Consider the following 24963-nt stretch of genomic DNA (forward strand, 5'->3'; position numbering starts at 1 on the left):
TGCGTATCTTACGCTGCTCCGCTTTTGCCCGGTGCGCCCTCTTTTGGGGCGCGCCTAGGTTGGACGAACTCGCTATTTGATCACGTTGCTTCTCAAGCATAACGCTTGCGGCAGAGTGGATAATCTCAGTGCCGGATCATGATATGACGCACGATGGTGTAATCTTCCAGCCCGTACATCGACATATCTTTGCCGTAGCCGGATAGCTTCTGTCCACCATGCGGCATTTCACTGACTAACATGAAGTGGGTGTTCACCCAGGTACAACCGTATTGAAGACACGCGGCCAGACGGTGTGCTCGCCCGATATCGCGCGTCCAAACCGACGAAGCCAGCCCGTAATGCGAGGCATTCGCCCAGCCAATCACCTGCGCTTCATCGTCGAACGGCGTAATCGAGATGACGGGGCCAAACACCTCTTTCTGAACAATTTCATCTTCCTGCTTCGCGCCTGCCAACACCGTCGGTTGGAAATAGAATCCCTGCCCTTTCACCCGCTCGCCACCGGTCACGACCGTGATGTGCGGCAGCGCTTTGGCGCGTTCGACAAAGCCAATCACACGTTCAAGCTGCGGCTCCGTAATCAACGGCCCCAACTCGGTCGTTTCATCATGCGGGTCGCCCATTTTCAGCGTTGCCACCGCTTTTCCTAATGCTCCAACAACCTCATCGTAAATCGCACGTTGCACATACAGCCGACAGGCGGCGGTACAGTCTTGCCCTGCGTTGTAAAAACCGAAACTACGGATCCCATCAACGACCTGATCGATATCTGCATCATCGAACACAATCACGGGTGCCTTGCCGCCCAACTCCATATGCGTGCGTTTTACGCTGGCCGCCGTATGGGCAAGAATATGTGATCCGGTCGCGATCGAACCGGTTAGCGACACCATATTTACTTTCTCATGCCCTGTCAGCGCATCACCGATGTCCGCGCCACGCCCGAACAGGATATTCACCACGCCAGCAGGGAGTATCTCCGCCAGCAAATGTGCCAGATAGAATGTCGTCAGCGGAGTTTGCTCCGCCGGTTTCAACACCACGCAGTTTCCCGCCGCCAGCGCCGGTGCCAGCTTCCACGATGCCATCATCAGCGGGTAATTCCACGGGGCGATGGACGCCACCACGCCAACCGGATCGCGCCGTATCATGGAGGTGTGCCCTTCCAGATACTCTCCCGCCGCCGAACCGCTTAGACAACGCGCCGCACCAGCAAAAAAGCGAAAGACATCCGCCACCGCCGGCACTTCATCATTCAGCGCCGCATGATAGGGCTTGCCGCAGTTCAGTGATTCCAGCTCGGCGAACGCCTCAGCATTTTCCTCAATGGCATCGGCAATCCGTAACAGCAGCGTCGCGCGGGTTTTCGGCGTGGTCTGTCCCCAGTGTGCAAAGGCGGACTCTGCGGCCAGAACGGCTGCATCAACCTGGTGCAGATCGGCCTGCGCAATGGCGGTAATTTGCTCTCCCGTTGCGGGGTTGAATACCGCCAATGCCTCGCCGTTTCCCGCGACCAGCTTGCCGTCTATCAGTAATTTGTCATGCATACATTTTCCTTACAGAGAGAAAACGATCGTGTTTTTCATCACTATCTGCAAAATGTCTGTGCAAAAAACCTGCCACGTTATGTTAATAGTCAATCCGTTCTGCTACAGGTGGCATCAAACTAAGGCGTGTTACCCGACGCTTTCTTCGTCTGGGTCGCGGCCTGTCTCGCTTCCTCTGCCAGCGCTTCAATCTCTTCTTCCGTCAGTTGATCTGACGCTTCATGCACCTTTGCCAGCCCTTCGCTGACCGTCACCTCTTTAGGATCGTCCTTCATCGTCATTCCTCTCAATCAAATAATACGTCGACAAAGATAAGTGTAGTCGACGGCAAAAATCCGCCAACCTGAAGAAGATTTAACACTGCTTTCCGATTCGTCATATGTGATAATAATTATCAATTACATCATATTTATTATTCAGGGCCTTACCCCGTCGACGTCAACGGACAGTATTACGCACCGTGACAAGGGAAAGGGGTTCTGTTGCCGCAGAGTCGGCGGGAAGGTCACCTGACGGGACGTTGGCATGTCAGAGTCTGAACTCAGAATGCTGTTCAACCACTATGCAGAACGGTTAGAACGCTATCTCAATCATAAACTGCGCGACCCTCAAACAGCGGCAGATCTGGTGCAAGAGAGTTTTTTACGGCTGGCACAACGGCTGGAGCAGCAGGATGATGTAGACGACAAGAAAGCGTATCTCTATAAAACAGCCAATAATTTGCTGCTCGACCACGTCCGCCACCAGCAGCGCTGGCAGATGGCCGCGTGTGTTGACGACGTGGATACGACGCTGGACTCTCTGCCGGATGCCACTCCCCAACTCGATCGAGCAGCGATCGCTCAACAGGAACTGGAGCGTCTGGCAAACGTACTGGCAACATTGCCTGAACGCACGCAGCAGATATTTCACCTACACCGGTTTGAACACATGATGCAGGCACAAATTGCTCAGCAGTTGGATATTTCCCTCAGCACCGTTGAGAAACATCTTGCTATGGCTCTGCATGCCATGCTGACGATCCGCTCCTCATGAAAATAGTCGCCAATAATGAAATAATCACAAATTATTTACGGGTTTATTGCCCTCAGACGTCTACTTATTTAGAGACCCTACCCACTCTAGGCCTATAACATGAACGATTATCCCCCTGAAATCCATCAACAGGCTGCACGATGGGCCATACGTCTGGCCGAAGCGCCGCTGGACGATGAACAGGAACTGACATTCCAGCGCTGGCTGGCACAGGATCCCCGCCATCGCCAGGCTTTGGAACAGGCAGGGATGCTCTGGCATGAGTTAGGGTCGCTCAGCGCCGAGCAAAAACAGGTGCTGCAACCACAACCGGTAGCCAAATTGCCCGTCAGACGCGTCAATCGCGTGACACAGTGGAAAATCGCGGCCTTATTGTTGCTGGGCTTCAGTCTTGGCACGACGTGGATTTCCGACAGCATCATCACGCTGCGCTCAGACTATCACGCGGATCATCAGGTTAAACAGGTTACGCTACCGGACGGCAGCCAGGTTGATATGGATGCAGGCAGCGCTATTGTTCTTGCCTACACACCGCAGGAACGGCGAGTCACGTTGCTGCAAGGTTCGGCCTGGTTCACCGTTGCCCCGATGAATGTGCAGGAAAAACGTCCTTTCCTGGTCGATGCAGCGTCGGGAACGACACAGGCGTTGGGCACACAATTTATTGTGCAAAACGCATCACAGACAACGACGGTCGGCGTGGTGGAGCACAGCGTTCAGGTAACCACAGGTGGACAAACGCTGCGGCTTGATGAAGAGCAGGCCGCACGCTATACCAAGCAAGGTATGACACGTCTTCCCGGCTGGAATAGCCGCGAGCGTGGCGATTGGCGACGTGGCCTGCTGATATTTGATCAACAGCCGCTCGCTATTGTGATCGCCCGAATCAATCAGTACCGCGCTGGTACGATCGTCATTCCTAGTTCAGCACTGCGCCAACGTCAGGTCAGCGGCATGTTTTCGCTTAACGAACTGGATAGCGCGCTGCAAACCATGGCCGTTGAACTGGGTGCCAAAACCGTTTCGCTGCCCGGCGTCACTATTTTGTACTGATCTATACCGATTCTCCCCCCTCTGGTATTTCCTTTCGCTACCGCTCCTGCAATGCCGTTCGGGAGTGGTGAGCACTCATCAAGAACCACGACGTTTACAATGCCGCAACTCACCGGTGAAAAAATTTTTAATATTTTTTTACGGGTTCTGTTACCTCAACCGTCTTCATATTTAGATAATGATTTTTATTATCATTTCCATTAATGACGAAAGGGTTAGTTATCCTTTTGTTTATTAATGTTTATTAGTTATTTAACTGACGGTAGACCAGGCAAAAAATGTTAAAAAAAACACGACAGCAAGATATCCGTTTGTTACAACTCACTCCCCTTTCTCTCGCCGTTGGCATTGCACTCTCACTGCTGAGTTCGCACCACTCTGCGCAAGCAGAGACACAGGCCGCCAACGTTCAGGAATCGGCTCGTCAAAGCGTTACCTTTTCCATCAGCCCGCAACCACTGAGCAGCGCATTGCTCCGCTTCGCCGAACAGGCCGGGCTACAGGTCTTTTTTGCTGACGTCAAACTCGAGAATATGCAGGCCAGCGCGCTTCAAGGGCGCTTCACACCTAGCCAGGGACTGCGTCAGTTGATCGGTGCCAACCCGGTTGATTTTCAGATCGGCAACAACGGCGTGATTACCCTACGGCCTCGTTCAGCCAATGTCGATACCGCAAAAATAGACGATGTCATGACGGTACGCGCATTCACCGTTGCCAATCCGGGCGACTGGATCTACGAACAACCGCGCGCCATCAGCGTCATTTCACGCGAGCAGTTGGATAACCGCCCCACTCGCCACGCCGCCGATATGCTGGAACAATCCGCTGGCGTGTACTCCAGCGTCAGCCAGCAAGATCCTTCACTGTCGGTGAACATTCGCGGGATACAGGACTTCGGTCGCGTGAATATGAACATTGATGGCGTGCGACAGAATTTCCAAAAAACCGGCTACGGCCAGCGCAACGGGCAGATGTATATCGACTCAGAGCTGCTCTCCGGTGCCACGGTTGAAAAAGGCGCGACAAACGTGATGGGCAGCGCAGGGACACTGGGCGGCGTCGCTACCTTTAATACAGCCAGCGCCCACGACTTTCTGGCACCGGGTAAAGAACTGGGCGGAAAACTGCACGCCAGCACGGGCGACAACGGGACACATTTTATCGGCAGCGGCATCATCGCGCTCGGCAACGAAAGCGGCGATATTCTGGTGGGTGCCAGCGAACGCCATCTCGGCGACTACTGGCCGGGTAACGACGGCAATCTCGGGAATATCCGTATTCCCGGTAATTCGAGTAATTACGCAACGTGGGCGGATAACCTAAAGCATCAGAAAGTGAGCAGTGCAGCCTACACCATGCGCTCACGGCTGGCGAAAGTCGGCTGGAATCTCCCCGCCAACCAGCGTTTCCAACTCAGCTATATGCAAACGCAGACGTCTTCCGAAAACGCAGGGACATTATCCAATCTCACCAATACTGATCTGGGATGGAGAGCTAGCGGGCACAGTAATATTATGGCGCGCAGTACGGCGCTGGATTACAGCCTGAAACCAGACAACCAGCGCTGGCTGGATTTGAAGACCAAGATTTATTACGCCGATACCAATAACAACACCGATAACTATGCTCTTTCCAATACCAGTGCGTATCACGAGCGCACGCGATTACGCACCTACGGGGTGCAGGCGCAAAATACATCGACGCTGTTGCAGCGGGGCGCACACGAGCTAAAAGCCGATTATGGGTTGGATTTTTATTACGACAAGATCACCACGGACAGTACCAATAGCACGGCCAGTAACGCCACCCCGGAAGGGAACCGTGCGATAGTCAGCCAGTTCTTCAATCTGAATTATGCCTACGACGAATGGGTAACGCTGCAAGGCGGCCTGCGTTACGATCGTTACCAGCTACGCGGCACCACCAGCATCAGCTATCGGGACATTCCCTATACCAGCACCAATCCCTGCACGGCACGATCGATCGCACTTTGCCCGCCGTTCGTGACCACCACGCAGGATTGGAATGTCGATGACGAACACAGCAAGCTTTCCCCTACGCTATTTGCTGGCGTCCGACCCGGTGTTGAATGGCTACAGCTATTCACCAGCTATGGTCTGTCCTGGCGGCCGCCGTCAGTCAGTGAAACCTTCGCCAACGGTACCTACAGCGCGGGCAATTATTACCTGTATCCGAATCCTAACCTCAAGCCGGAGCGCTCACGCGCCTGGGAGGTCGGGTTTAATATTCAGAAGCCCGAATTGCTTATGGATGGCGACAGGTTGGTCACCAAAGTGTCCTACTTTGACACCCGGATAAACAACTACATCAGCCTGAACGGCGCACGCAACAAACCGGGCTATAACGGCTATTCGCTCAGTAATTCCGTGTTCCAGAATAACCTGGTGAAGAGCCGTTTCCGCGGGATGGAATATCAACTTAATTACGACGCGGGGTTTCTGTATGTCGATGCAACCTACACCCACATGATCGGCAATAACGATTTCTGTGCGCCGGTAGCCTGGATGGGTGGCGTCACGACGGTTGGCGGCTCCAGAGGCAACTATTACTCCACGCCTGTCGATACCACGGCCAGTGACTTTTCTTGCCAGAAAACGCTGTTATTCAGCAACGCGGCCTATCTTCCCGGCGATCGCGGCTCTGTCACGCTGGGGACGCGCATCTTCGATCGCAAGCTGGATATGGGTGTCACAATGCGTTTTGCTCCGGGCTATCAGGACACTGCAGCGCCAGCCAACTCCGCCTATTTAGCCGATTGGCCTAAATATGAAGTTTACGATCTGTACGCCAGCTATCGCCTGACTGACAGCCTGACGCTGCGCGGTTCCATCGAAAATATGGCTAATCGTACTTACATCGTGAGCTATGGCGAATCACTCGGTTACACACCAAGCCGAGGGAGAACGGTGCAGGCTGGGGTGGAATACCGATTCTGATTTACCTGCTTCCCAATATGGGAAGCAGGAAAACAAAGAGAATGGCCACTGGCATGCTGATATTCGATCATATTCTGCTTTGGAGGGAAAATATCCGGCATCCAGATATGCTAAAAAAACCACAGAAATTTTATATTAATAACCAATCATACTATAAAGTAGCATTGCCCTTCGCATCTAAGGCAAACAAAACAAAAAACAAGTCAGCTATATTCCTGCAATGGATAGCGTCAACGTGCCTATTTTTATTTTCCGACAATACCGCAGTGGCCAGACGTTGACTTCATTGATAAATAGGGATTCATTTTTCATTTTTTAAACTAATCATTTAAAAACAACAGAATATGAAAAAATACCCCGTTAGAGGTAGATTAATTAACATCTAGATACGATTTTTCGTGGTAAGCGTTAACGAAAACAAAAAATAAAACAGCACAAAATACAACAAAATAAGAACAAGGATTTAATTATTTAAAAAAAAAACCTATCAACCATTAACAATCCAGCCAGCCGAAGCTTTAAGCACCCATTAATAAATTAAAGTTACACTTAAAAAACTAAAGTAATCGAAAAGATATAATTATTGCGAGCGAGATCTTTTATTTTCAGGAAAGAGGACAAAGATAAAAATTAATAGATTTAGATCAAGAAAATAAATAACAACCCGTCCATATAGTACCCGCAGTAAAAACTCACTTATTTTAATTCTAACTAATCAATTCATCTTACATACACTAAATAATTCGAGTTTCAGGCAGGCGGCAAGAGAAGGACAAATTTGTCGGGAACGAATTTGACCAGCCAGCGGCTGGCCTCCGGTGAGAGACAGGATGTCTCTCATTTCATCCCGATGAGCTTACTCAAGTAAGTGATTCAGGTGAGTGACCGAAGCCAACGCACATGCAACTTGAAGTATGACGTGTATAAAGCAATGCAATGGGGCTACTATGGACTTCATCATTCAATTAGTCATTGTCTTGATCTGCCTTTTTTATGGGGCAAGAAAAGGCGGGATCGCGCTGGGTTTATTAGGCGGGGTCGGACTCGTTATTTTGGTCTTTATCTTTAAACTGCAACCGGGTAAACCCCCTGTTGACGTCATGCTGGTCATTATTGCCGTGGTCGCCGCCTCGGCAACGCTTCAGGCATCGGGCGGGTTGGATGTCATGCTACAACTCGCAGAGCGTATGCTGCGGCGCAACCCGAAATACGTTTCGATTATCGCGCCGTTTGTCACCTGTATTCTGACGATCCTGTGCGGTACGGGCCACGTGGTGTATACCATTCTGCCGATTATTTATGATGTCGCCATCAAGAATAATATTCGTCCTGAAAGGCCGATGGCTGCCAGTTCAATCGGCGCACAGATGGGGATTATTGCCAGCCCGGTTTCTGTCGCGGTTGTCTCGCTGGTTGCCATGCTGGCTAATTTCACCTTCCAGGGTAAACATCTGGGATTCCTCGACCTGCTGTCTATTACCATCCCTTCTACCCTGCTGGGTATTCTGGCGATAGGGATTTTCAGTTGGTTCCGCGGTAAGGATTTGGACAAAGATACCGACTTCCAGAAATTCATCGCCGATCCAGAAAACAAACAGTATGTATATGGCGATACCGCCACGCTGCTAGACAGAAAACTGCCGTGCAGTAACTGGGTGGCGATGTGGATTTTTCTGGCAACAATCGGTGCGGTGGCCATTCTGGGTGCCGTTGAAGAGCTGCGTCCGGTCTTTGCTGGGAAGCCGCTGTCGATGGTGCTGGTGATTCAGATGTTTATGCTGCTCTCCGGCGCTATCATCATTATCGCCACCAAAACCAATCCATCATCGATCTCGAAAAATGAAGTGTTCCGTTCAGGAATGATTGCCATCGTCGCGGTATACGGTATCGCCTGGATGGCGGAAACCATGTTCGGCGCGCATCTGGAAGAAATCAAAGCCACGCTAGGGTCGTTGGTTAAGGTCTATCCGTGGGCTTACGCCATTATCCTGCTGATCGTGTCCAAGTTCGTTAACTCACAGGCGGCAGCACTGGCGGCGATTGTCCCTGTTGCGCTGGCTATCGGGGTCGATCCCGCGTATATCGTGGCGTCTGCACCAGCCTGCTACGGTTACTATATTCTGCCGACCTACCCAAGCGATCTGGCTGCTATCCAGTTTGACCGCTCCGGCACCACCAAAATCGGCCGTTTCGTCATCAACCACAGCTTCATTCTTCCTGGCTTGATTGGTGTGAGCACATCCTGCGTCTTTGGCTGGGTGTTTGCCGCGATGTACGGCTTCCTGTAATCGGTTCTCTGTACCTAAAAAGCCGTCCAGCAATGGGCGGCTTTTTATCTCTGCTGCCAGATGCGAACGCAAGCCTGTGCCAACGCCCGCGTTGGATCGATGCTGATATCCCACCAGCGTGATGATACCACCTCCAGCGCAAGGGGGACTTCCGTGCAGGCCAGTACCAGACGCTCTGCCCCGCGATCTACCAATCGTGCCGCAAGCTGCTCTAACAAACGCCCACCGTGCTGGAGCTCACCGCGTTTTACCGCATAGCATCCCGGCACGAAGAGCGTCGTCATTTCCTGCTCGTTTGGCACCACCGTTTCAGCGCCTAACTGCGCGCTAAAACGCTGCTGATACCATCCGGCGTTTAACGTCCCGTGGGTCGCAATCAACCCGATTTTCTGCGGAGCTTTCTTTACCTCCGCAGGCGGTGTGATGGCATACAGTGTGGCATCGGCAATATGCACCAGCGGCGCATAGCTTGCCTCAGCCAACGCATCAAACCAGTAGTGTGCCGTATTGCACGGCACCACAATATGGCTAACCGACAGGCGATTAAGTTGCTGAATTGCACTCAATAGCGTCGGCAGCGGCGATTCGCCAGTTCCTGCTAGCGCCTGTTGCCGGTCGGGAATCTGCGGCACATTCCAGACAACCACCGGTACATGATCCTGATCGCGGCTGGCCGGCGTTTCCTCAACGATTTTATGCAACAGATCGACCGTTGCCAGCGGCCCCATGCCACCCAGTACACCAATCAGCGGTGTGCTCATTGCTCAGCCGTTTCTTCGAACAACTGACGGTAGCCAAACAGCCCCGCCGATCCCCCAGTATGAATAAAGACGATGTTCTCATCGGCGCGAAAATGCCCCTGACGAATCAGGTCAATCAGCCCCGCCATCCCCTTTCCGGAATAGACCGGATCGAGCAAAATCCCTTCCAACTGCGCTAATAGCCTGAGTGCTTCCAGCGTTCCTTCTGTCGGAATACCGTAGCCTTTGCCAACGTAGTCGCTATTTACCAGCACAGCGCGGCGCGGCAGTTCGCCGAGGATCCCCAACAGTTGCCAGGTGCGCTGCGCTAGCGCGTAAACATTCTCTTCCTGCTTTGCTTTAGGCGCTCTGACGCTGATGCCTAGCAGCGGAATCTGGCTGTGTGTTGCTGCCAGCCCGGTAACCAGCCCTGCCTGCGTTCCCGTGCTGCCCGTTGCATGGACAATATGATCGATGCGCAAGCGCTGCTGACTAGACTGGAACAGCAGTTCTTCCGCACAGGCGACATACCCCAGCGCACCTACCGGACTGGAACCGCCGCCGGGGATGACATAAGGCTTAAATCCTTCTTTACGCAGCGATTCTGCCAACGTTTCCATCGCCTGCTGCATATCCGTACCTGCGGGTAGATGATCGATAATCTCACCGCCCAGTAGGTTATCCAACAGCACGTTACCGGAGCGCTGGTAGTCTTCGCCATAGTCCTCCACGCGCTTTTCCAACAGCACTTTGGTTTTTAGCCCCAGCTTTGCCGCCGCTGCAATGGTTTGTCGCACATGGTTAGACTGTGTCGCGCCCTGCGTGATAATGACATCCGCGCCCTGCTGCTGCGCATCGGCTAACAGGAACTCCAGCTTACGGGTTTTATTCCCACCAGTCGCCAGCCCGGTTGCATCATCGCGTTTGATATAAATCGTCGGCCCGCCTAAATAGGCAGACAGATTCGGCAACGCCTCCAGCGGCGTAGGGAAATGGCCCAGTGATAAGCGGGGGAATCGGGCAAGGTGCATGATGTTCTCCTAAAAATTGATTACAAATTAAGGTGACGGCGCGCTTCTTCACGAACGCGGTGCAAAATACGCTGCTTCAATGCGGCGTAGTCGGGATGTTGGGCCAGCGTTTCAATTTCTCGATCGCGGCCAAATGGCAGCCGAATCTCTTCCGCAATACGGCCAGGACGTGCAGACATCACCACAATTCGGTCAGCCAGAAATAGCGCTTCATCGACGTCATGTGTGACAAACAACAGCGTAGTGCCGGTTTTCTGCCAGGCGGACAGCAGCAGCTCCTGCATCATCAAACGGGTTTGTGCATCCAGCGCGCCAAACGGTTCATCCATCAACAACACCTCAGGGTTCGGCAGCCAGGCTCGCGCCAGCGCCACTCGCTGTTTCATCCCGCCGGAAAGCTGCCACGGATAGTGCTGCTGAAAGCCCTCCAGCCCAACCAGTGCCAGATAGTCTTTCGCTTCATGTTGCATACGGATTTTATCTGCACCCTGCATCCGTGGGCCAAACGTCACGTTTTCCAGCACGGTGAGCCAGGGAAATAAATTGGCCTGCTGAAATACCATGCCACGCGACGGCCCTGGACGACGAACAGGCGTGCCACCGCACCACACCTGTCCCGCATCAACAGTTTCAAAACCCGCGATTAAATTGAGGATGGTCGATTTACCGCAGCCGGAAGGGCCAAGCAGCACCACAAATTCGCCTTTGGCAATCTGGAGAGAAACGTCATCCAACACCGTTAAGGAGCCGCTCTGTGATGGAAATGCGAGGCTAACGCGTTCAACAGCAATGTGTGGTGCATCAGGTTGAGAACGTTCTGTCATGATGATTTCCCCGCCCAGGGCACGAAGATGCGCTGCGCACCGACCAGTAGCAGATCGAGCACATAGCCAATCCCTCCCAACAGTAAGATGCCCAGCATGACAATATCGGTTCGCAGATAAGCACTGGCATTCATCACCATCCAGCCAATACCCGAGGTAGCAGCGACCATTTCCGCCGCAATCAGGGACGTCCAACCGACACCAATAGCCAGCCGCACCGTGGTGAACAACTCCGGCAGCGTATCGGGCAGCACCACGTGGAGAAAGATCTGGCGAGGGCTTGCGCCGAGCGTTTGCGCGACACGGATACGGGAACGTTCCACGCGCTCCACGGCAGCACAGGCACCGACCACAACGCTGAGAAAAGTAGCGATAAAGATCAGAAAGAATTTGGATGCTTCGCCAATTCCCAACCAGACGACCGCCAGCGGGATTAGTGCAATTTTAGGCAACGGTCGCAGAAACTGAACAAAGGGATTAAATACGGCAGCGATCGGAGGTGATAATCCCATCAGCAGCCCAAGCGGAACGCCAAGAATAATGGCGACGCTGAAAGCGCTCAGCGCTCGAGCAACACTGACGGCAATGTGTTCCCATAGCGACACCTGCCGATAGCCATCTTGCGCTAATTCCCCCGCAGTCAGGAGAATATCCGACAGCGGCGGTAACAGCAGCGGATCCACCCACTGCTGCGCCCCCGCCCACTGCCATAATGCGAGCACCACCGCCACAGAGGTGATGCTCAATAACACATAAGACGTTCTTTTCACGACCCGTTAATTCCCTTTCGCGGCCTGCTTCAGATAGGAAGAATTAATGGAGTCAGCGAACGATGCGGGAATATCGCGCTGGCGAACCTCGCCAATACTCTCCAGAAAATGGGCCGTTTTGGCGACCGCCTGACCGATACCGCTGCGATCCGTGTCGTTGCCATCACCGAGCCACTGTGCCGTCGCCTGCTGCTCCAGCGTCGGATATTCCAGCCCTGACAGCGTATTGGTTGCTGTCGTAACGGGCGCACCGACCTCTTTTGCCACAATCGCTGCCGCTTTTTCCGGGTCCTGACGGAATTCATCCACTTTCTGCTGATGTACCCGCAGGAAGCGTGCCACCGTTTCTGGGTACTGCTGGGCAAACGCCTTCCTGACCACATAATTGTTGTAAATTAGATAACCGTCTTTTTGCAGATCCTTGGTCGCAAAAATCGCGTGTCCAGCGGAGGCTTCGAGTTCCTGTGCGAACGGTGCCCAAACGTAGCCAGCATCAATATCACCACGTTTCCATGCCGCTACCATCTCAGCCGGGCGTAGCGGAATAAGGGTTATTTTGCTGCGATCGAGTTTGTTAACTGCGATTGCCGCTTCCAGCGCATACTGCGCCGTTGAATTTGGCGGATAGGCAACGCGCTTCCCTTCGATATCTTTCAGCGTAGTGATGCCGGACTTGGCAATCAGGCGCTCATACGTGGCGATCACGCCGGATACACCGACAATCTCTACCGGCAGTTTTCTGACAATCCCAGCCGTCGCCGGGCTGGAACCGAAGTTGGCGATATCAATCGCGTTACTGGCGAAATAATTCAGCGCATCGGCACCGGAAGCAAATTGCACCCACTTTACTGGCGCACCCAGCGTTTTTTGCAGCGAGCCGTCAGCTTTGGCTAACACTAAGACCTGTGAGCCGCCGCTGTAGGCCACGCGAACTTCATCAGGATGATTTTCCGCCGCCAGTACAGATGTGGTCATTAATAACAATCCACCGACACCGACTGCACTCAATATATTCTTCATTGCTCTCCCCTATGACGTTGAATAAAAAAACCAGTTAATAAATCATTAATTCATCAGGCCACTTTATTATTTAAATAAGATAACTGCCCCCAACTGACATCATCGACGAAAATACCGTCCGTCAACCGCTGACGATAGGTTTGTTTTTCTTTATCACCCGGCAGTAATAATCCATCATCATCACGGGATTGGCGTACCCATTCTAATAATGCAGGAATTTCCTGCTGATAGGTTGTCGCTCCACCTAATTTTTGTGGATCGATTAAAATAGACAACATGCTGTTAATAATCTGCTTGCCCTCGCCTTTCGCCGTGCGTTCAGTTTTCCCTCCGGTCAATGCCGCGCCAAGCAGAGAGCAAACCAGCGACAACCCCGAGCCTTTATGTTCACCAAACGGCAACAGCGCGCCCAGCGGTTGTTCCATCAGCCAGCGCGGATCCACCGTCGGGTTGCCTTCGTTATCGACAATACAGCCGGGTGCAACCGGTTTACCCTCATTCCACGCGATACGGGCCTTGTTACCGGCAATCACACTGGTAGCAAAATCCAGAATTACAGGGTCATCCTGTTCGACTGGAATACCAGCACAGAACGGGTTAGTCCCGAAACGCGCCTGCTGACCTTGCCACGGTAGTACCACGGGTTTGGTATACACGTTGGCAAAATGCAGCGACACCAACCCGACCTCCGCAGCCTGTTCTGCCCATGCGCCAATGCGCCCAAGATGGTGGGCATTGGCTAAACTCACCACCGCCAGACCATGCGTTTGTGCGCGTGCAATACCTTCTGCCAGCGCCTGCTTTGCCACCACTTGCCCAAAACCCTGCTGACCGTCAAACGAGATCAGCGTGCCAAAATCCAGCGTTTTTTCTGCCTGCGCGTGAGGTGACAGCCCGCCTTCACGAATCGCGTCAATATAACGCGGCAACATACTGACGCCATGTGAGTCATGCCCTTTCAGGCTAGATTCGACAAGATTATCCGCCACAATTTCTGCGATTGATGCGTCCACATTATTCTCTGTCAGTCGGTCACGTAAATAATCACGTAAATAGTGATGGCTAAAAACAGGCATATCATTCTCTGTATACTGAAATATAAATGTAAGGCTCACTATAACGCGCAGGTTTTTATCCATAACTGACAAATAAGACTATCTATAGCGAATATTTAGCTAAGACAGTTATTGGCTTGTTTTCTCGTGCACATTGCTATTTAAAATCACATTTATTCTAACTTATTCCAAAAAACACTTTATCAGCAACGCATCAAGAAAATAGGATGTTTCTTTAGTACATTATTTACAGCATGTTATTTATTTAAATATTAACCTGCCGTTTTTATTATTTATTCCATACCCTTTTTTATTACTGCTTAACCATGAGAGATAACAATAATGAATCACTCACTACCCGCGAAAAAATCAACGCGTTTCACACGCCTTGCCGCCATGATTGGCCTGACGTTAACGGCATTCAGTGCTAATGCCGAAGGCACCATCAGCATCGCACAGCAGTTTGGCATTGGTTATCTGATTCTGGATGTCGTGCGCGACCAGAGCCTGATAGAAAAACACGGTAAGCAGCAAGGGCTGGATATCAAGGTAGACTGGCGCACGCTATCTGGCGCGACGGCGATCAACGAAGCGCTGCTGTCCGGCGCGCTGGATGTAGCCTCCGCCGGTGTTCCACCAATGCTGACCGTATGGGATCGCACGCAGGGTCGCCAGAATGTGAAAGCCATCGCCTCACTCGGCTCCATGCCCAACTATTTGCTCAGCAATAACCCAGCGGTAAAAACCATTCGCGACCTGAGCGATAAAGACCGTATCGCCGTACCTGCCGCAGGGGTTGGCTTCCAGTCACGCACGCTGCAAATCGAAACCGCGAAGCTTTACGGGGCGGAGGATTTCAAACGTTTCGACAAGATTTCTGTCAGCCTGCCGCATCCCGATGCTAGCGCGGCGCTTATCGCTGGCGGTTCCGAAATCAACGCCCACTTTTCTAGCCCGCCTTTCCAATATCAGGCATTGGAACATGCCAATGTGCACAAAATTCTGAGCTCTTATGATGTGCTGGGCGGTCAGGCGACGTTCAACGTGCTGTACACCACGCAGAAATTCCATGACGAAAATCCAAAAACCTACCGCGCCTTCTACGATGCCCTGAAGGAAGCCTCACAGATCGTCAAGGCAGATAAAGCCGCAGCGGCCGAAACCTATATTCGGGTCGAGAAATCGAAATTAAACCCTGAACTGGTGAAACGCATCGTCGCCGATCCTGAGATCGATTTCACTATCATCCCAGAGCGCACCTACGTTTATGCCGAAAAGCTGCAACAGCTTGGCGTGTTGAAAAACAAAGCCGCCTCCTGGAAGGACTATTTCTTTGCAGAAATCCACGACCAACCGGGTAGCTAAACGGCCAGAGTCAGCTTCATTCGACGAGAGCCATCGTCGCTACGCAGGAGAACAAGCATGACACATCGCTCTCACGACGCTGTCGCCCAGCCGCTGTTGCAGGTGGACAGCGTCGGGCTGGAATACCGCACGCGGCGCAGTCTGGTACGCGCCACCCATGATGTAAGTTTTGACGTCTTTCCCGCCGAACGCTTTGTGCTGTTAGGGCCTTCCGGCTGCGGCAAATCCAGCTTGCTCAAATCTATCGGCGGCTTTTTGTCTCCGGTAGACGGTGAAATTCGCCTCGACGGCCAGCGCGTCACACGACCGGGGCCCGATCGCATTATGGTCTTTCAGGAGTTTGACCAGTTGCCGCCGTGGAAAACCGTGCTGGAGAACACATCCTTTCCGCTGGTTGCCAGTCGTCAGGCAACGCGAGCCGAAGCAGAAGATCGCGCCCGTTATTTTCTCGATAAGGTCGGACTAGCAAAGTTTGCCGATGCCTATCCTCATACCTTATCCGGTGGGATGAAACAGCGTGTTGCCATCGCGCGGGCGCTAACCATGCAACCGAAAGTGCTGCTCATGGATGAACCGTTCGCCGCACTGGATGCGCTAACCCGTCGCAAAATGCAGGAAGAATTACTGGCGCTGTGGGAAGAGGTGCGCTTTACGCTGCTGTTTGTCACCCATTCGATTGAGGAAGCACTGATCGTCGGCAGCCGAGTTTTGCTGCTCTCACCGCACCCGGGTCGCGTGCGGGCAGAAATTAACTGCCACCAGTTCACGCTGAGCGATCAGGGCAGCGAAGTTTTTCAAAACACGGCACAGCGCATTCACCGTCTTCTTTTTCCAACCGATGCAGACACGCGATCGCCTGCCGCATCCACGCAAGGTAAACCCTATGAGCATTCAGCCCCCCGTGCGGCCTGAGTATGAGCGTGAACTGGCACCGCTGAAAGACTTTACCCTCGCCCAGCCGCTGCCGCTGGCAACCCGTCTGTGGAATCAGACCTGGATTCGCAAGCTGGTGCTGCTGGCTGGGTTGCTATTACTGTGGGAAATAGGCGCACGCTGGCAGAATAACGATTTGATGCTACCCAGTTTCCTGCAAACGTTTCAGGCCTTTCGCGACGACATCGCCAGCGGCGAGCTACCGCATAAGATGGTGGTTTCACTCGGTACGCTGATAAAGGGCTATGTCATCGGCAGCCTGCTTGCGCTAGCGCTCAGTGCGTTGGCGGTGTCCACCCGTTTTGGCCGCGACCTCTTAGGTACCTTGACCTCCATGTTCAACCCACTGCCCGCGATTGCGTTACTGCCGCTGGCCTTGCTGTGGTTTGGACTGGGAGAAAAGAGCCTGGTCTTCGTGCTCGTCCACTCGGTGATGTGGCCGATGGCGTTGAACACCTACTCCGGCTTTCTTGGCGTTTCAGAAACGCTGCGTATGGCGGGTCGTAACTACGGCCTGACTGGCTTTCGCTACATTAGCGCGATCCTAATCCCTGCTGCGTTTCCGTCGATTATCTCCGGCCTGAAGATCGGCTGGGCATTTGCCTGGCGCACCCTGATCGCCGCTGAGTTGGTGTTCGGCGCCTCGAGCGGCAATGGCGGTTTAGGCTGGTACATATTCCAAAATCGTAACGAGCTTTATACCGATCGGGTTTTTGCCGGGCTGGCTTCCGTCATCATCATCGGATTGCTAGTTGAGGGACTGGTGTTTTCCACGATCGAGAGAGTGACGGTTAAACGCTGGGGAATGCAGCGCTAGATGCTATTTCAGTTATGCGAAATCTGCCCGTTCATAGCCAGAATTGTTCTTTTGCGGCGATCTCTATCGCTGTTACAACTGATTTGTCTTTTCCTACAGAGATGAGAGATCGCGAACATGATTGCAATACAAGCGCCGCAAACCTATCTGAATCGTGACGGCGTCATTCGTTCTGTTGGTGACTATGTTGCCCCTCACGCCAGCACGCTGTTGATTGTGACGAGTCCGCAGGCGTGGAAAAGGACGGCCGATGCCGTCGAGCGTAGCCTCAATGAACATGGCTTACAATATCAGGTCGAATTTTTGCCGGGCGATTGCACCAAGCCAGCAATAGAGGCGCTAACCGCACAGGCGCGCGCATTCAGCGCAGAACTGATTTTAGGTATCGGTGGCGGGCGTGTGCTCGATGTCGCCAAAGCCGTCGGCGACATTCTGGGACAGATCCCCGTCATCGCCGTCCCTACCATTGCCGCAACCTGCGCCGCGTGGTCGCCGATCAGCGTGATTTACAGCGACAGTGGCGCACACAACGGCCCCTTTCCACTGACGCGACTGCCAGTCTGGGTGCTGGTAGACAGCGAGATTATCGCCCACAGCCCCTCGCGTTACCTCAAAGCTGGTATCGTGGATGCACTGGCAAAGTGGTACGAATTTCAACCTTATTTGCGTCACGGCGATGACGGGTTGGCGCTGGCGCTCAAAGCGCAGGCAGCACGACTGGCCGTCGAGACGTTTAATACATATGGCGAGCAGGCCATTGCGGATAATGAGCAAGGTCTGGTCACGCCAGCGCTGCGCCGCGTGATCGACGCCGTTATCGCACTGGCTGGCGTGGCGAACAGCATGAAAGACGAGGTGCCACGCATTGGCGTCGCGCATGCTATTCACAACAGCATGACACGCCTGCCGGAACTGCATGACTGGCTGCATGGGGAGAAAGTGGGTTTTGGTCTGGCTGCACAGGCTTTTCTGGAACACGATAACGACGCTGACCGCGAAGAACTGTTCGCCCAACTGCGCCGCTACGGAAGCCCAATCACGCTGAGCGCTCTCGGCCTGAATGAACGTCCACAATTAGTTGAAAGTATTGCGCAGAACGTGAAGATTGCACCGAAAATTGCCGCACGTCTGCCTTTCATAACGGATGCTGAACATATTCAGCAGGCGCTGTGGCGCACCCAAACGCTGGAAGAAAATACGTTCAACAGCCACGCGGCGTAGTTGATACTCACCCTGCAAAATAGAAACGGACGCCTCGATCACTCGACGCGCCCGTTGCATAGGCTATTTGAAATAGTCCGGCATTATCCCTGCTGGGCAGGCTGTATACTCATCCCTTTAATCTCGCGCTCATAGGCCAGCGCTTTCTTTTCATCGAACTGGTGTTCCCATTTGGCAATTACCAGCACCGCCAGCGCATTACCAACCACGTTCAGTGCAGTACGTGCCATGTCGAGGATACGGTCGACGCCCGCAATAAATGCCAGACCTTCCAGCGGAATGCCAACGCTACCCAGCGTGGCGAGCAGTACGACGAACGATACCCCCGGTACGCCCGCAATGCCTTTGGACGTCAGCATCAATGTCAACACCAGCACGATTTCCTGCCCGATCGACAGTTCGATACCGTACAACTGTGCGATGAAGATCGCCGCAATACTCTGGTACAGCGTCGAACCATCGAGGTTGAAGGAGTAGCCAGTCGGCACCACGAAACTGGTAATTGATTTCGGCGCACCATAGGCTTCCATTTTTTCGATGATACGCGGCAGCACGGTTTCTGAACTGGCGGTGGAGTACGCGAGGATCAGCTCATCTTTCAGAATGCGGATCAACATCGTAACGCGCAGCTTGCACAACCGCGCCACTGCGCCGAGCACCACCAGCCCGAAGAAGAGGATTGCCGCGTAAACCAGCATCACCAGCTTAGCCAGCGGCCATAGCGAAGCGAAACCAAAATTGGCAACCGTGACGGAAATCAGCGCAAACACCCCAACCGGGGCATAGCGCATGATCATGTGCGTCACTTTGAACATGGTTTCCGACACGCCACGAAAGACATTCAGCAGCGGGTCACGATGCTCTTTAGGCAACGAAGACAAGCCCAAACCAAACAGCACCGAGAAGAAGATGATTGGCAGCATGTCACCACGAGCCATCGCCGCGAAGATATTCGGCGGGATCAGCGACAGCACCGTACCAACCAGACTATGCGAACCACTCTGCACCTGTTCCGTCGTCTTTTGATACTGCGAGATATCAACAGCGGTCAGCGTCGACATATCAATGCCGTGCCCCGGTTGGAAGATATTGGCTAGCGTAATGCCAAGGATAATCGCCACTGTCGTGATGATTTCAAAATAGAGGATGGTTTTGAAGCCGATACGCCCAAGTTTTTTGGCATCCCCTACGCCCGCAATCCCGACAATCAGGGTGGCGATAACAATGGGGACCACAATCATTTTAATCAGGCGGATAAAGATATCACCCGCAGGGCTGAGAATATTGCTGATGAGCCACTGGCGACTTTCCTGCTGTTCATGCAGCACGGCACCAAGTGCAATACCAAGAACCAACGCAATAAGGATTTGCCAGGCAAGGCTGATTTTTTGTGTTTTCATCGTCATTTTCCGTTTTAAACTCCCCGCCATCACAAACATGGCGCTAGCGCGACTCCGGCGCAATACGAACCGAAAAAATCAACGTGGAGGTGATTGACTAGTAAGAATATCTGATTGGTTGCTATCGTTATTTTTCTACTGCGACACAAGAATCGTTAACATAATTATTCAATAAAAATGCACAACTATTTGTATTGCTTAACAAAAACAAACATATAAGTTATTGTTATGATAGGGATGCTACTATTCCACCACGTTCAGATCAAGCAGATTATCGGCATGAGAAACCATATTTATGCTGAATCGAGAACAGAAGACGGCGAGTGTCGCGCGACAAAAAATCGCGACGACGTAGGAAGGAAAAGTCCTACCCAGTCAGGAAAATGCTGGCTGGGCATCAGGTTAGGAAGGTGTGTCACGACTCAAATTTGGTAATCAATCACCGCTTCATCGTTATCTGAGAACACCTTGTCCTTAATTTCATCCAGCGACAGTTCGGTGTTGCACAACTGAATAAATTTCCAGGCATAGTTACGTTGTAATTGACCCTTTTTTAGCCCCAGCCAAACCGTGTTGGCTTCAAATAAGTGTTCGGCATTCAACCGTACCAGCCCCTTATCACGCACGGGATCGTATGACATATCGGCCAGAATTCCAACGCCGAGCCCCAGCTCAACATAGGTTTTAATCACATCCGAATCCTGTGCGCTCAGCGTAATTTCCGGCGACATCCCCGCCGCATGAAACGCACGATCCAGTCGTGAACGCCCCGTTATCCCGTGACGATAGGTAATCAGCGGTTCCGCATTGAGCATCTCCAGCGTAATCACGGGTTTTTCCGTCAACGGATGGTGCTCCGGCACAATCACCGAATGGTGCCAGCGGTAGTAGGAGAACGCTGCTAGCGAAGGATCGTTAATTAATTGTTCGCTGGCAATACCGATATCGGCTTCGCCAGAATGAAGCATCGCCACGATTTCATCCGGCGTACCCTGATTCAACACCAGTCGCACCTGCGGATACAAAGAACGGAAGGCTTTAATCACTGGCGGCAAACTGTAACGCGCCTGCGTATGCGTAGTTGCTATCACCAGTTGCCCGGTGTCGTTATTGGTGAAAACATTCGCTAACCGACGAATGTTGCTCGCGTCATTAAGAATGCGCTCAGCCACCACCAGCAGCTCTTTTCCCGGCTCGGTCATCCCTAACAGGCGCTTACCACGACGGATAAAGATTTCAATCCCCAGCTCCTCTTCCAGCTCGCGGATATGGCGACTCACGCCGGATTGAGAGGTAAACAGCGTATTCGCTACCTCGGTCAGGTTGTAGTTACACCGTGCTGATTCACGAATAATCTTCAGTTGCTGAAAGTTCACCTTTCACTCCCTTGCTCTTTATTACAGATAACAACATTGATCCAAGGAATGAGAGGCAGAACAAATAAGCAAATGGAGTTGATTATATTTTTTTATACTAACGGTATGTCTACTACGCTAGATTACCTAACAAGGAATAGACATAAATAGTAAAATCAAAAGGTTAAATAAAAACCTTTTTATGTCACACACCACGTCAATCAACCATTTCGCTATGATTTATGCCTTTCTGATCTATTTACCTCGGCGTTTTTATTCCTATTTTCGATATTACTTCCTCCACTAAACTTCAAGCGGGCGTGCTATCACTGCTATGATGGAAAGCAGGATCAGAGACTAGGTAGCAGCATGCAGGGCGTACCGGAACACTTTACCGATGAAAGAGATTATGCCCAGTTTCGGCACTTGCCGACGCTCCCCGGCATCGAGCTTTACCACGCGCATGTCTGCCGCTATGCCTTTGAACCACACACGCACGAAGCGTTTGGCATCGGCACCATTGATGCTGGCGCGGAGCGATTCCGCTATCGTGGTGCCAAACATATTGCGCCTGTCGATTCGTTAGTGTTGATGAACCCCGATGAACTGCACACGGGGGAATCTGCCACGGAAGATGGCTGGCGTTATCGCATGATCTACATTCCGCCCGATGTGCTGGAGAGCGTCTCCGGCGAGAAAGGTTGGTGGTTTACCGACGTCGTGCGCCACGATCCCGCGACCGCGCGCCAACTGGCTATGACGCTAGCCGCCATGTGGCAGACGACCGACCCCTTGGCGAGTGAGAGTTTGCTGCTGTCGCTGATTGCGCTTTTCCGACCCCACGCGCGCATTGCACAGCGTCAAATTATTGAACCGTTCCATCGCTTTGATGTGGTGAAAGCCTATCTGCGGGAGAATTTCGCCCACACCATTACCTTAAAAGAGCTGGCGGCGCTGGTTTCCCTCAGTCCATATCATTTCCTGCGCCAGTTCAAAGCACAGTTTCACGTGACACCACACCAGATGCTGATGGCGATTCGGCTGTATGAAGCTAAACAACTCCTGACGCGGGGTATGGCCGCCGCTCATGTTGCCGTCGCCGTTGGATTAACCGATCAGGCGCACCTGACTCGTACCTTTGCTCAGCGCTATGGCGTCACACCTATTCGCTATCAAAAGCAGGTTTATCCGGTTCTGCGCTAGCCTTTTTAGTGCGAATACTTTCAGCGCCCCCGATGACAAACAGCAATATTCTACAATAATTCATCGCCGACTCTCCCTAGACTGGCGCGATGAGATATTGTGAACAAACAGGTTTATCATGCTGATAGGTGTTTTATTTGCGCTTGCCGCTGGACTAATGTGGGGGCTAATTTTTGTTGGGCCGCTGCTCGTACCGGACTATTCTGCCGCGTTGCAGTCCACAGGGCGCTATCTGGCTTTTGGGTTGATTGCTCTGCCGCTGGCCTGGCTCGATCGCCGCCGCCTGCGCCAACTCACCCGCAGCGACTGGCTGGAAGCCACGAAGCTCACCGTTATCGGTAACCTGCTGTACTACTTCCTGCTTGCCAGCGCGATCCAACGCACCGGGGCACCAATATCAACGATGATTATCGGCACGCTGCCCGTCGTGATTTCCGTCACCGCCAATCTGTTGTACAGCAAGCATGATGGCCGCGTGGCGTGGCGTCGGCTTCTCCCTTCGCTATTGCTGATTGCCGCCGGACTGGTCTGCGTCAATATTGCCGAGCTGAAGGGAAATACGGCTACATTCGATGTATGGCGCTACGCCAGTGGCATTGCGATGGCGTTTTGTGCGGTCATTTGCTGGACCTGGTATCCGCTGCGCAACGCACGCTGGCTGCGCGACCACAAAAGCAATACGCCGCTTACCTGGGCCACCGCACAGGGGCTAGTCACACTACCGCTGGCACTGTTGGGCTATATGCTGGTGTGCAGCCACCTGGCGCTGACGGATGAGATGTTTACGCAACCGTTCGGCCCACGGCCTGAAGTTTTCATTCCACTGATGATTGCGATTGGTCTGTTTTGTTCATGGATCGGTACGTTATTCTGGAACGAGGCGAGCCAGCGCCTGCCGACGGTGCTGGTCGGGCCGCTGATTGTGTTTGAAACGTTGGCGGGACTGACCTATGCCTTCATCATTCGACAATCCTGGCCGCCGCTGCTAACGCTGTGCGGCATCGCCTGCCTGATTGTTGGCGTGATCTACGCCATGCGGGTGAAACCGGAACCTGTAGTTGTGAAAAAATCAACGGTGGTAGAAGTACAGGTGCCGATTTCACGGGCAAAGTGAAGGCGAGTGAGAAAATAAGGCAAATCGTCCGTTATGTCCGGTTTGCCAGCTTCTGAAACAGCTCTGTCAGTTGCGCTTCATCCCTTGCCCCTTGATGCTGATCGGTCACCTTGCCGTTAGCATCAATAATAAATGACGTTGGCGTGCCGCTGACCTGATAGCGCTCTTTGGTTATACCCAACTGATCCCGCACCACCGGATACGTCACGCTATGATGTGCCAGCATCGAGGTGATATCTACGCCGTCAGGATCGGTGTTGACCGCCACAACGACCACTTTATCGCCATACTCCTTGCTCAACTTCTCCAGCGCCCCCATTTCGATCATGCAGCCACCGCAGCCCGACGACCAAAAATTCAGGTACACACTTTTCCCCTGCCAGCGCGACAGGTCCACCTGCTGACCAGCCAGATCGTAGGCTGCCAGCGCAGGTGCCTGCGCCCCGACGCTAACCTGTTCTTCCTTACAGCCACTCAGCGCCACAGCGCCCAGCAGGCAAAGCGCAGTAATACCGTTACGCCATTTCATGATGATTGACCTCTTCACCAAAATATTTGCCGTGTTGCAGGCGGATAATGCGATCGGCAAACCGCCCCAATTCAGGATTGTGCGTCACCATCACAATGGTACGCCCCTGCCGATGCAGATCTTTCAACAGATCCAACACCCGTCGTTCATTCTCTTCGTCCAGATTTCCCGTTGGTTCATCGGCGAAAATCACCGGAGGTTCATTCACCAGCGCGCGGGCAATACAGACACGCTGTTGTTCACCGCCGGAAAGCTGGCTGGGTAAGTGATCCACACGATGCGCCAGCCCAACCTGTTCAAGCACGCGCTGTGCCGCCGCTTCATCTACCACGCTGTGGTAATGCTGCGCCAGCATCACATTCTCCAAAGCAGTCAAAAACGGAATCAGGTGGAATTGTTGGAATACCAGCCCAATTTTATCAGCACGGAACTGTCGCCGTCCTTCCTCGTCCAGCCCTGCGGCATCGACGCCGTCCAGCAGCACCTGCCCTTCGCTGACCGTATCCAGACAGGTAAGAATATTCATCAACGTGGTTTTACCGGAACCGGACGCGCCCATGATGGCGACAAATTCACCGCGCGCGATGCGGATATTGATATCTTCCAGCGCGGTAACCTGACCAAAGCGTTTATAGAGCTGGCGAGTTTCAATCACCGCTTCCGCTGCCTGCGCCCTTTCCTGCACGTTCACCTCTACAGACAT

General features: G+C 52.8%; 22 protein-coding genes. 10 read left to right on the forward strand and 12 right to left on the reverse strand.

What is annotated here, in order from left to right:
- Nucleotides 1–125: 125 nt before the first annotated feature.
- Together patD and A7983_RS24195 are read right to left on the reverse strand one after the other, a co-directional pair.
- On the reverse strand, nt 126–1550 hold the full coding sequence (gene patD / locus A7983_RS22475; protein WP_005970813.1) for an aminobutyraldehyde dehydrogenase: 1425 nt from the start codon (nt 1548–1550) through the stop codon (nt 126–128).
- Between the two features lie 119 nt (nt 1551–1669).
- Nucleotides 1670–1825, reverse strand: a complete 156-nt coding sequence (locus tag A7983_RS24195; RefSeq protein WP_005970815.1) for a hypothetical protein — start codon at nt 1823–1825, stop codon at nt 1670–1672.
- Nucleotides 1826–2075: 250 nt separating this feature from the next.
- Here A7983_RS24195 and A7983_RS22480 point away from each other — a divergent pair, with 250 nt between their 5' ends.
- The 4 genes from A7983_RS22480 (at nt 2076) to A7983_RS22500 (ending at nt 8883) form a co-directional block, all read left to right on the forward strand.
- Nucleotides 2076–2585 (forward strand): RNA polymerase sigma factor, encoded by a 510-nt coding sequence (locus A7983_RS22480; RefSeq protein WP_005970817.1) that lies wholly within the window; start codon nt 2076–2078, stop codon nt 2583–2585.
- 99 nt (nt 2586–2684) lie between these two features.
- Nucleotides 2685–3638, forward strand: a complete 954-nt coding sequence (locus A7983_RS22485; protein ID WP_005970819.1) for a FecR family protein — start codon at nt 2685–2687, stop codon at nt 3636–3638.
- Between the two features lie 278 nt (nt 3639–3916).
- Entirely contained in the window at nt 3917–6595 is a 2679-nt protein-coding gene (locus tag A7983_RS22490; protein ID WP_005970821.1) for a TonB-dependent receptor, read from the forward strand.
- 947 nt (nt 6596–7542) lie between these two features.
- Nucleotides 7543–8883: an anaerobic C4-dicarboxylate transporter gene (locus A7983_RS22500; RefSeq protein ID WP_005970823.1), complete on the forward strand. Its 1341-nt coding sequence runs from the start codon at nt 7543–7545 to the stop codon at nt 8881–8883.
- A gap of 44 nt (nt 8884–8927) precedes the next feature.
- On the opposite strand, the gene cuyB is transcribed toward A7983_RS22500, so the two are convergent.
- Genes cuyB through A7983_RS22530 form a run of 6 tightly spaced genes read right to left on the reverse strand, consistent with a single transcriptional unit; the run spans nt 8928 to nt 14344 of the window.
- Nucleotides 8928–9644, reverse strand: coding sequence for a cysteate racemase (gene cuyB, locus A7983_RS22505; protein WP_005970825.1), 717 nt, complete (start codon nt 9642–9644; stop codon nt 8928–8930).
- Entirely contained in the window at nt 9641–10654 is a 1014-nt protein-coding gene (cuyA, locus tag A7983_RS22510) for a D-cysteate sulfo-lyase (RefSeq protein ID WP_005970827.1), read from the reverse strand. The genes cuyB and cuyA overlap by 4 nt, the downstream gene beginning before the upstream one ends.
- Nucleotides 10655–10674: 20 nt before the next feature.
- Nucleotides 10675–11478 (reverse strand): ABC transporter ATP-binding protein, encoded by an 804-nt coding sequence (locus tag A7983_RS22515; RefSeq protein ID WP_005970829.1) that lies wholly within the window; start codon nt 11476–11478, stop codon nt 10675–10677.
- The gene (locus A7983_RS22520; protein WP_039478630.1) at nt 11475–12248 is read right to left on the reverse strand and encodes an ABC transporter permease; all 774 of its coding nucleotides are present in this window, start codon (nt 12246–12248) and stop codon (nt 11475–11477) included. Before A7983_RS22520 ends, A7983_RS22515 begins: the two co-directional genes overlap by 4 nt.
- 6 nt (nt 12249–12254) lie before the next feature.
- Nucleotides 12255–13268 (reverse strand): taurine ABC transporter substrate-binding protein, encoded by a 1014-nt coding sequence (locus A7983_RS22525; protein ID WP_005970834.1) that lies wholly within the window; start codon nt 13266–13268, stop codon nt 12255–12257.
- A 53-nt stretch (nt 13269–13321) separates the two neighbouring features.
- A complete protein-coding gene (locus A7983_RS22530) occupies nt 13322–14344 on the reverse strand; it encodes a malate/lactate/ureidoglycolate dehydrogenase (protein WP_005970836.1) in 1023 nt (340 codons plus the stop codon).
- A 321-nt stretch (nt 14345–14665) separates the two neighbouring features.
- Here A7983_RS22530 and A7983_RS22535 point away from each other — a divergent pair, with 321 nt between their 5' ends.
- The 4 genes from A7983_RS22535 to A7983_RS22550 all read left to right on the forward strand — a co-directional run bounded on the left by A7983_RS22535 (nt 14666) and on the right by A7983_RS22550 (nt 18659).
- Nucleotides 14666–15688: an ABC transporter substrate-binding protein gene (locus A7983_RS22535; RefSeq protein ID WP_005970838.1), complete on the forward strand. Its 1023-nt coding sequence runs from the start codon at nt 14666–14668 to the stop codon at nt 15686–15688.
- 57 nt (nt 15689–15745) lie between these two features.
- A complete protein-coding gene (locus A7983_RS22540; protein ID WP_005970840.1) occupies nt 15746–16600 on the forward strand; it encodes an ABC transporter ATP-binding protein in 855 nt (284 codons plus the stop codon).
- Complete coding sequence (locus A7983_RS22545; RefSeq protein ID WP_005970842.1) at nt 16572–17438, forward strand: ABC transporter permease; 867 nt, start codon at nt 16572–16574, stop codon at nt 17436–17438. Before A7983_RS22540 ends, A7983_RS22545 begins: the two co-directional genes overlap by 29 nt.
- 117 nt (nt 17439–17555) lie before the next feature.
- Nucleotides 17556–18659, forward strand: coding sequence for an iron-containing alcohol dehydrogenase family protein (locus A7983_RS22550; RefSeq protein ID WP_005970845.1), 1104 nt, complete (start codon nt 17556–17558; stop codon nt 18657–18659).
- 83 nt (nt 18660–18742) lie between these two features.
- On the opposite strand, the gene gltP is transcribed toward A7983_RS22550, so the two are convergent.
- Together gltP and cbl are read right to left on the reverse strand one after the other, a co-directional pair.
- Nucleotides 18743–20059: a glutamate/aspartate:proton symporter GltP gene (gene gltP / locus A7983_RS22555; protein WP_039478627.1), complete on the reverse strand. Its 1317-nt coding sequence runs from the start codon at nt 20057–20059 to the stop codon at nt 18743–18745.
- Nucleotides 20060–20481: 422 nt separating this feature from the next.
- Nucleotides 20482–21435: an HTH-type transcriptional regulator Cbl gene (gene cbl / locus A7983_RS22560; RefSeq protein ID WP_005970850.1), complete on the reverse strand. Its 954-nt coding sequence runs from the start codon at nt 21433–21435 to the stop codon at nt 20482–20484.
- 348 nt (nt 21436–21783) lie between these two features.
- Between cbl and A7983_RS22565 the strand changes: the two genes are divergently transcribed.
- Both A7983_RS22565 and A7983_RS22570 read left to right on the forward strand, forming a co-directional pair.
- Nucleotides 21784–22617 (forward strand): AraC family transcriptional regulator, encoded by an 834-nt coding sequence (locus A7983_RS22565; RefSeq protein WP_005970852.1) that lies wholly within the window; start codon nt 21784–21786, stop codon nt 22615–22617.
- 118 nt (nt 22618–22735) lie between these two features.
- A complete protein-coding gene (locus A7983_RS22570; protein WP_005970858.1) occupies nt 22736–23731 on the forward strand; it encodes a DMT family transporter in 996 nt (331 codons plus the stop codon).
- A 31-nt stretch (nt 23732–23762) separates the two neighbouring features.
- Here A7983_RS22570 and A7983_RS22575 read toward each other — a convergent pair whose 3' ends face one another.
- Nucleotides 23763–24260, reverse strand: coding sequence for a TlpA family protein disulfide reductase (locus tag A7983_RS22575; protein WP_005970860.1), 498 nt, complete (start codon nt 24258–24260; stop codon nt 23763–23765).
- A complete protein-coding gene (locus A7983_RS22580; RefSeq protein ID WP_005970862.1) occupies nt 24247–24963 on the reverse strand; it encodes an ABC transporter ATP-binding protein in 717 nt (238 codons plus the stop codon). The genes A7983_RS22575 and A7983_RS22580 overlap by 14 nt, the downstream gene beginning before the upstream one ends.

This window comes from Pectobacterium wasabiae CFBP 3304 (assembly GCF_001742185.1).
In the GTDB taxonomy this organism is placed as follows: domain Bacteria; phylum Pseudomonadota; class Gammaproteobacteria; order Enterobacterales; family Enterobacteriaceae; genus Pectobacterium; species Pectobacterium wasabiae.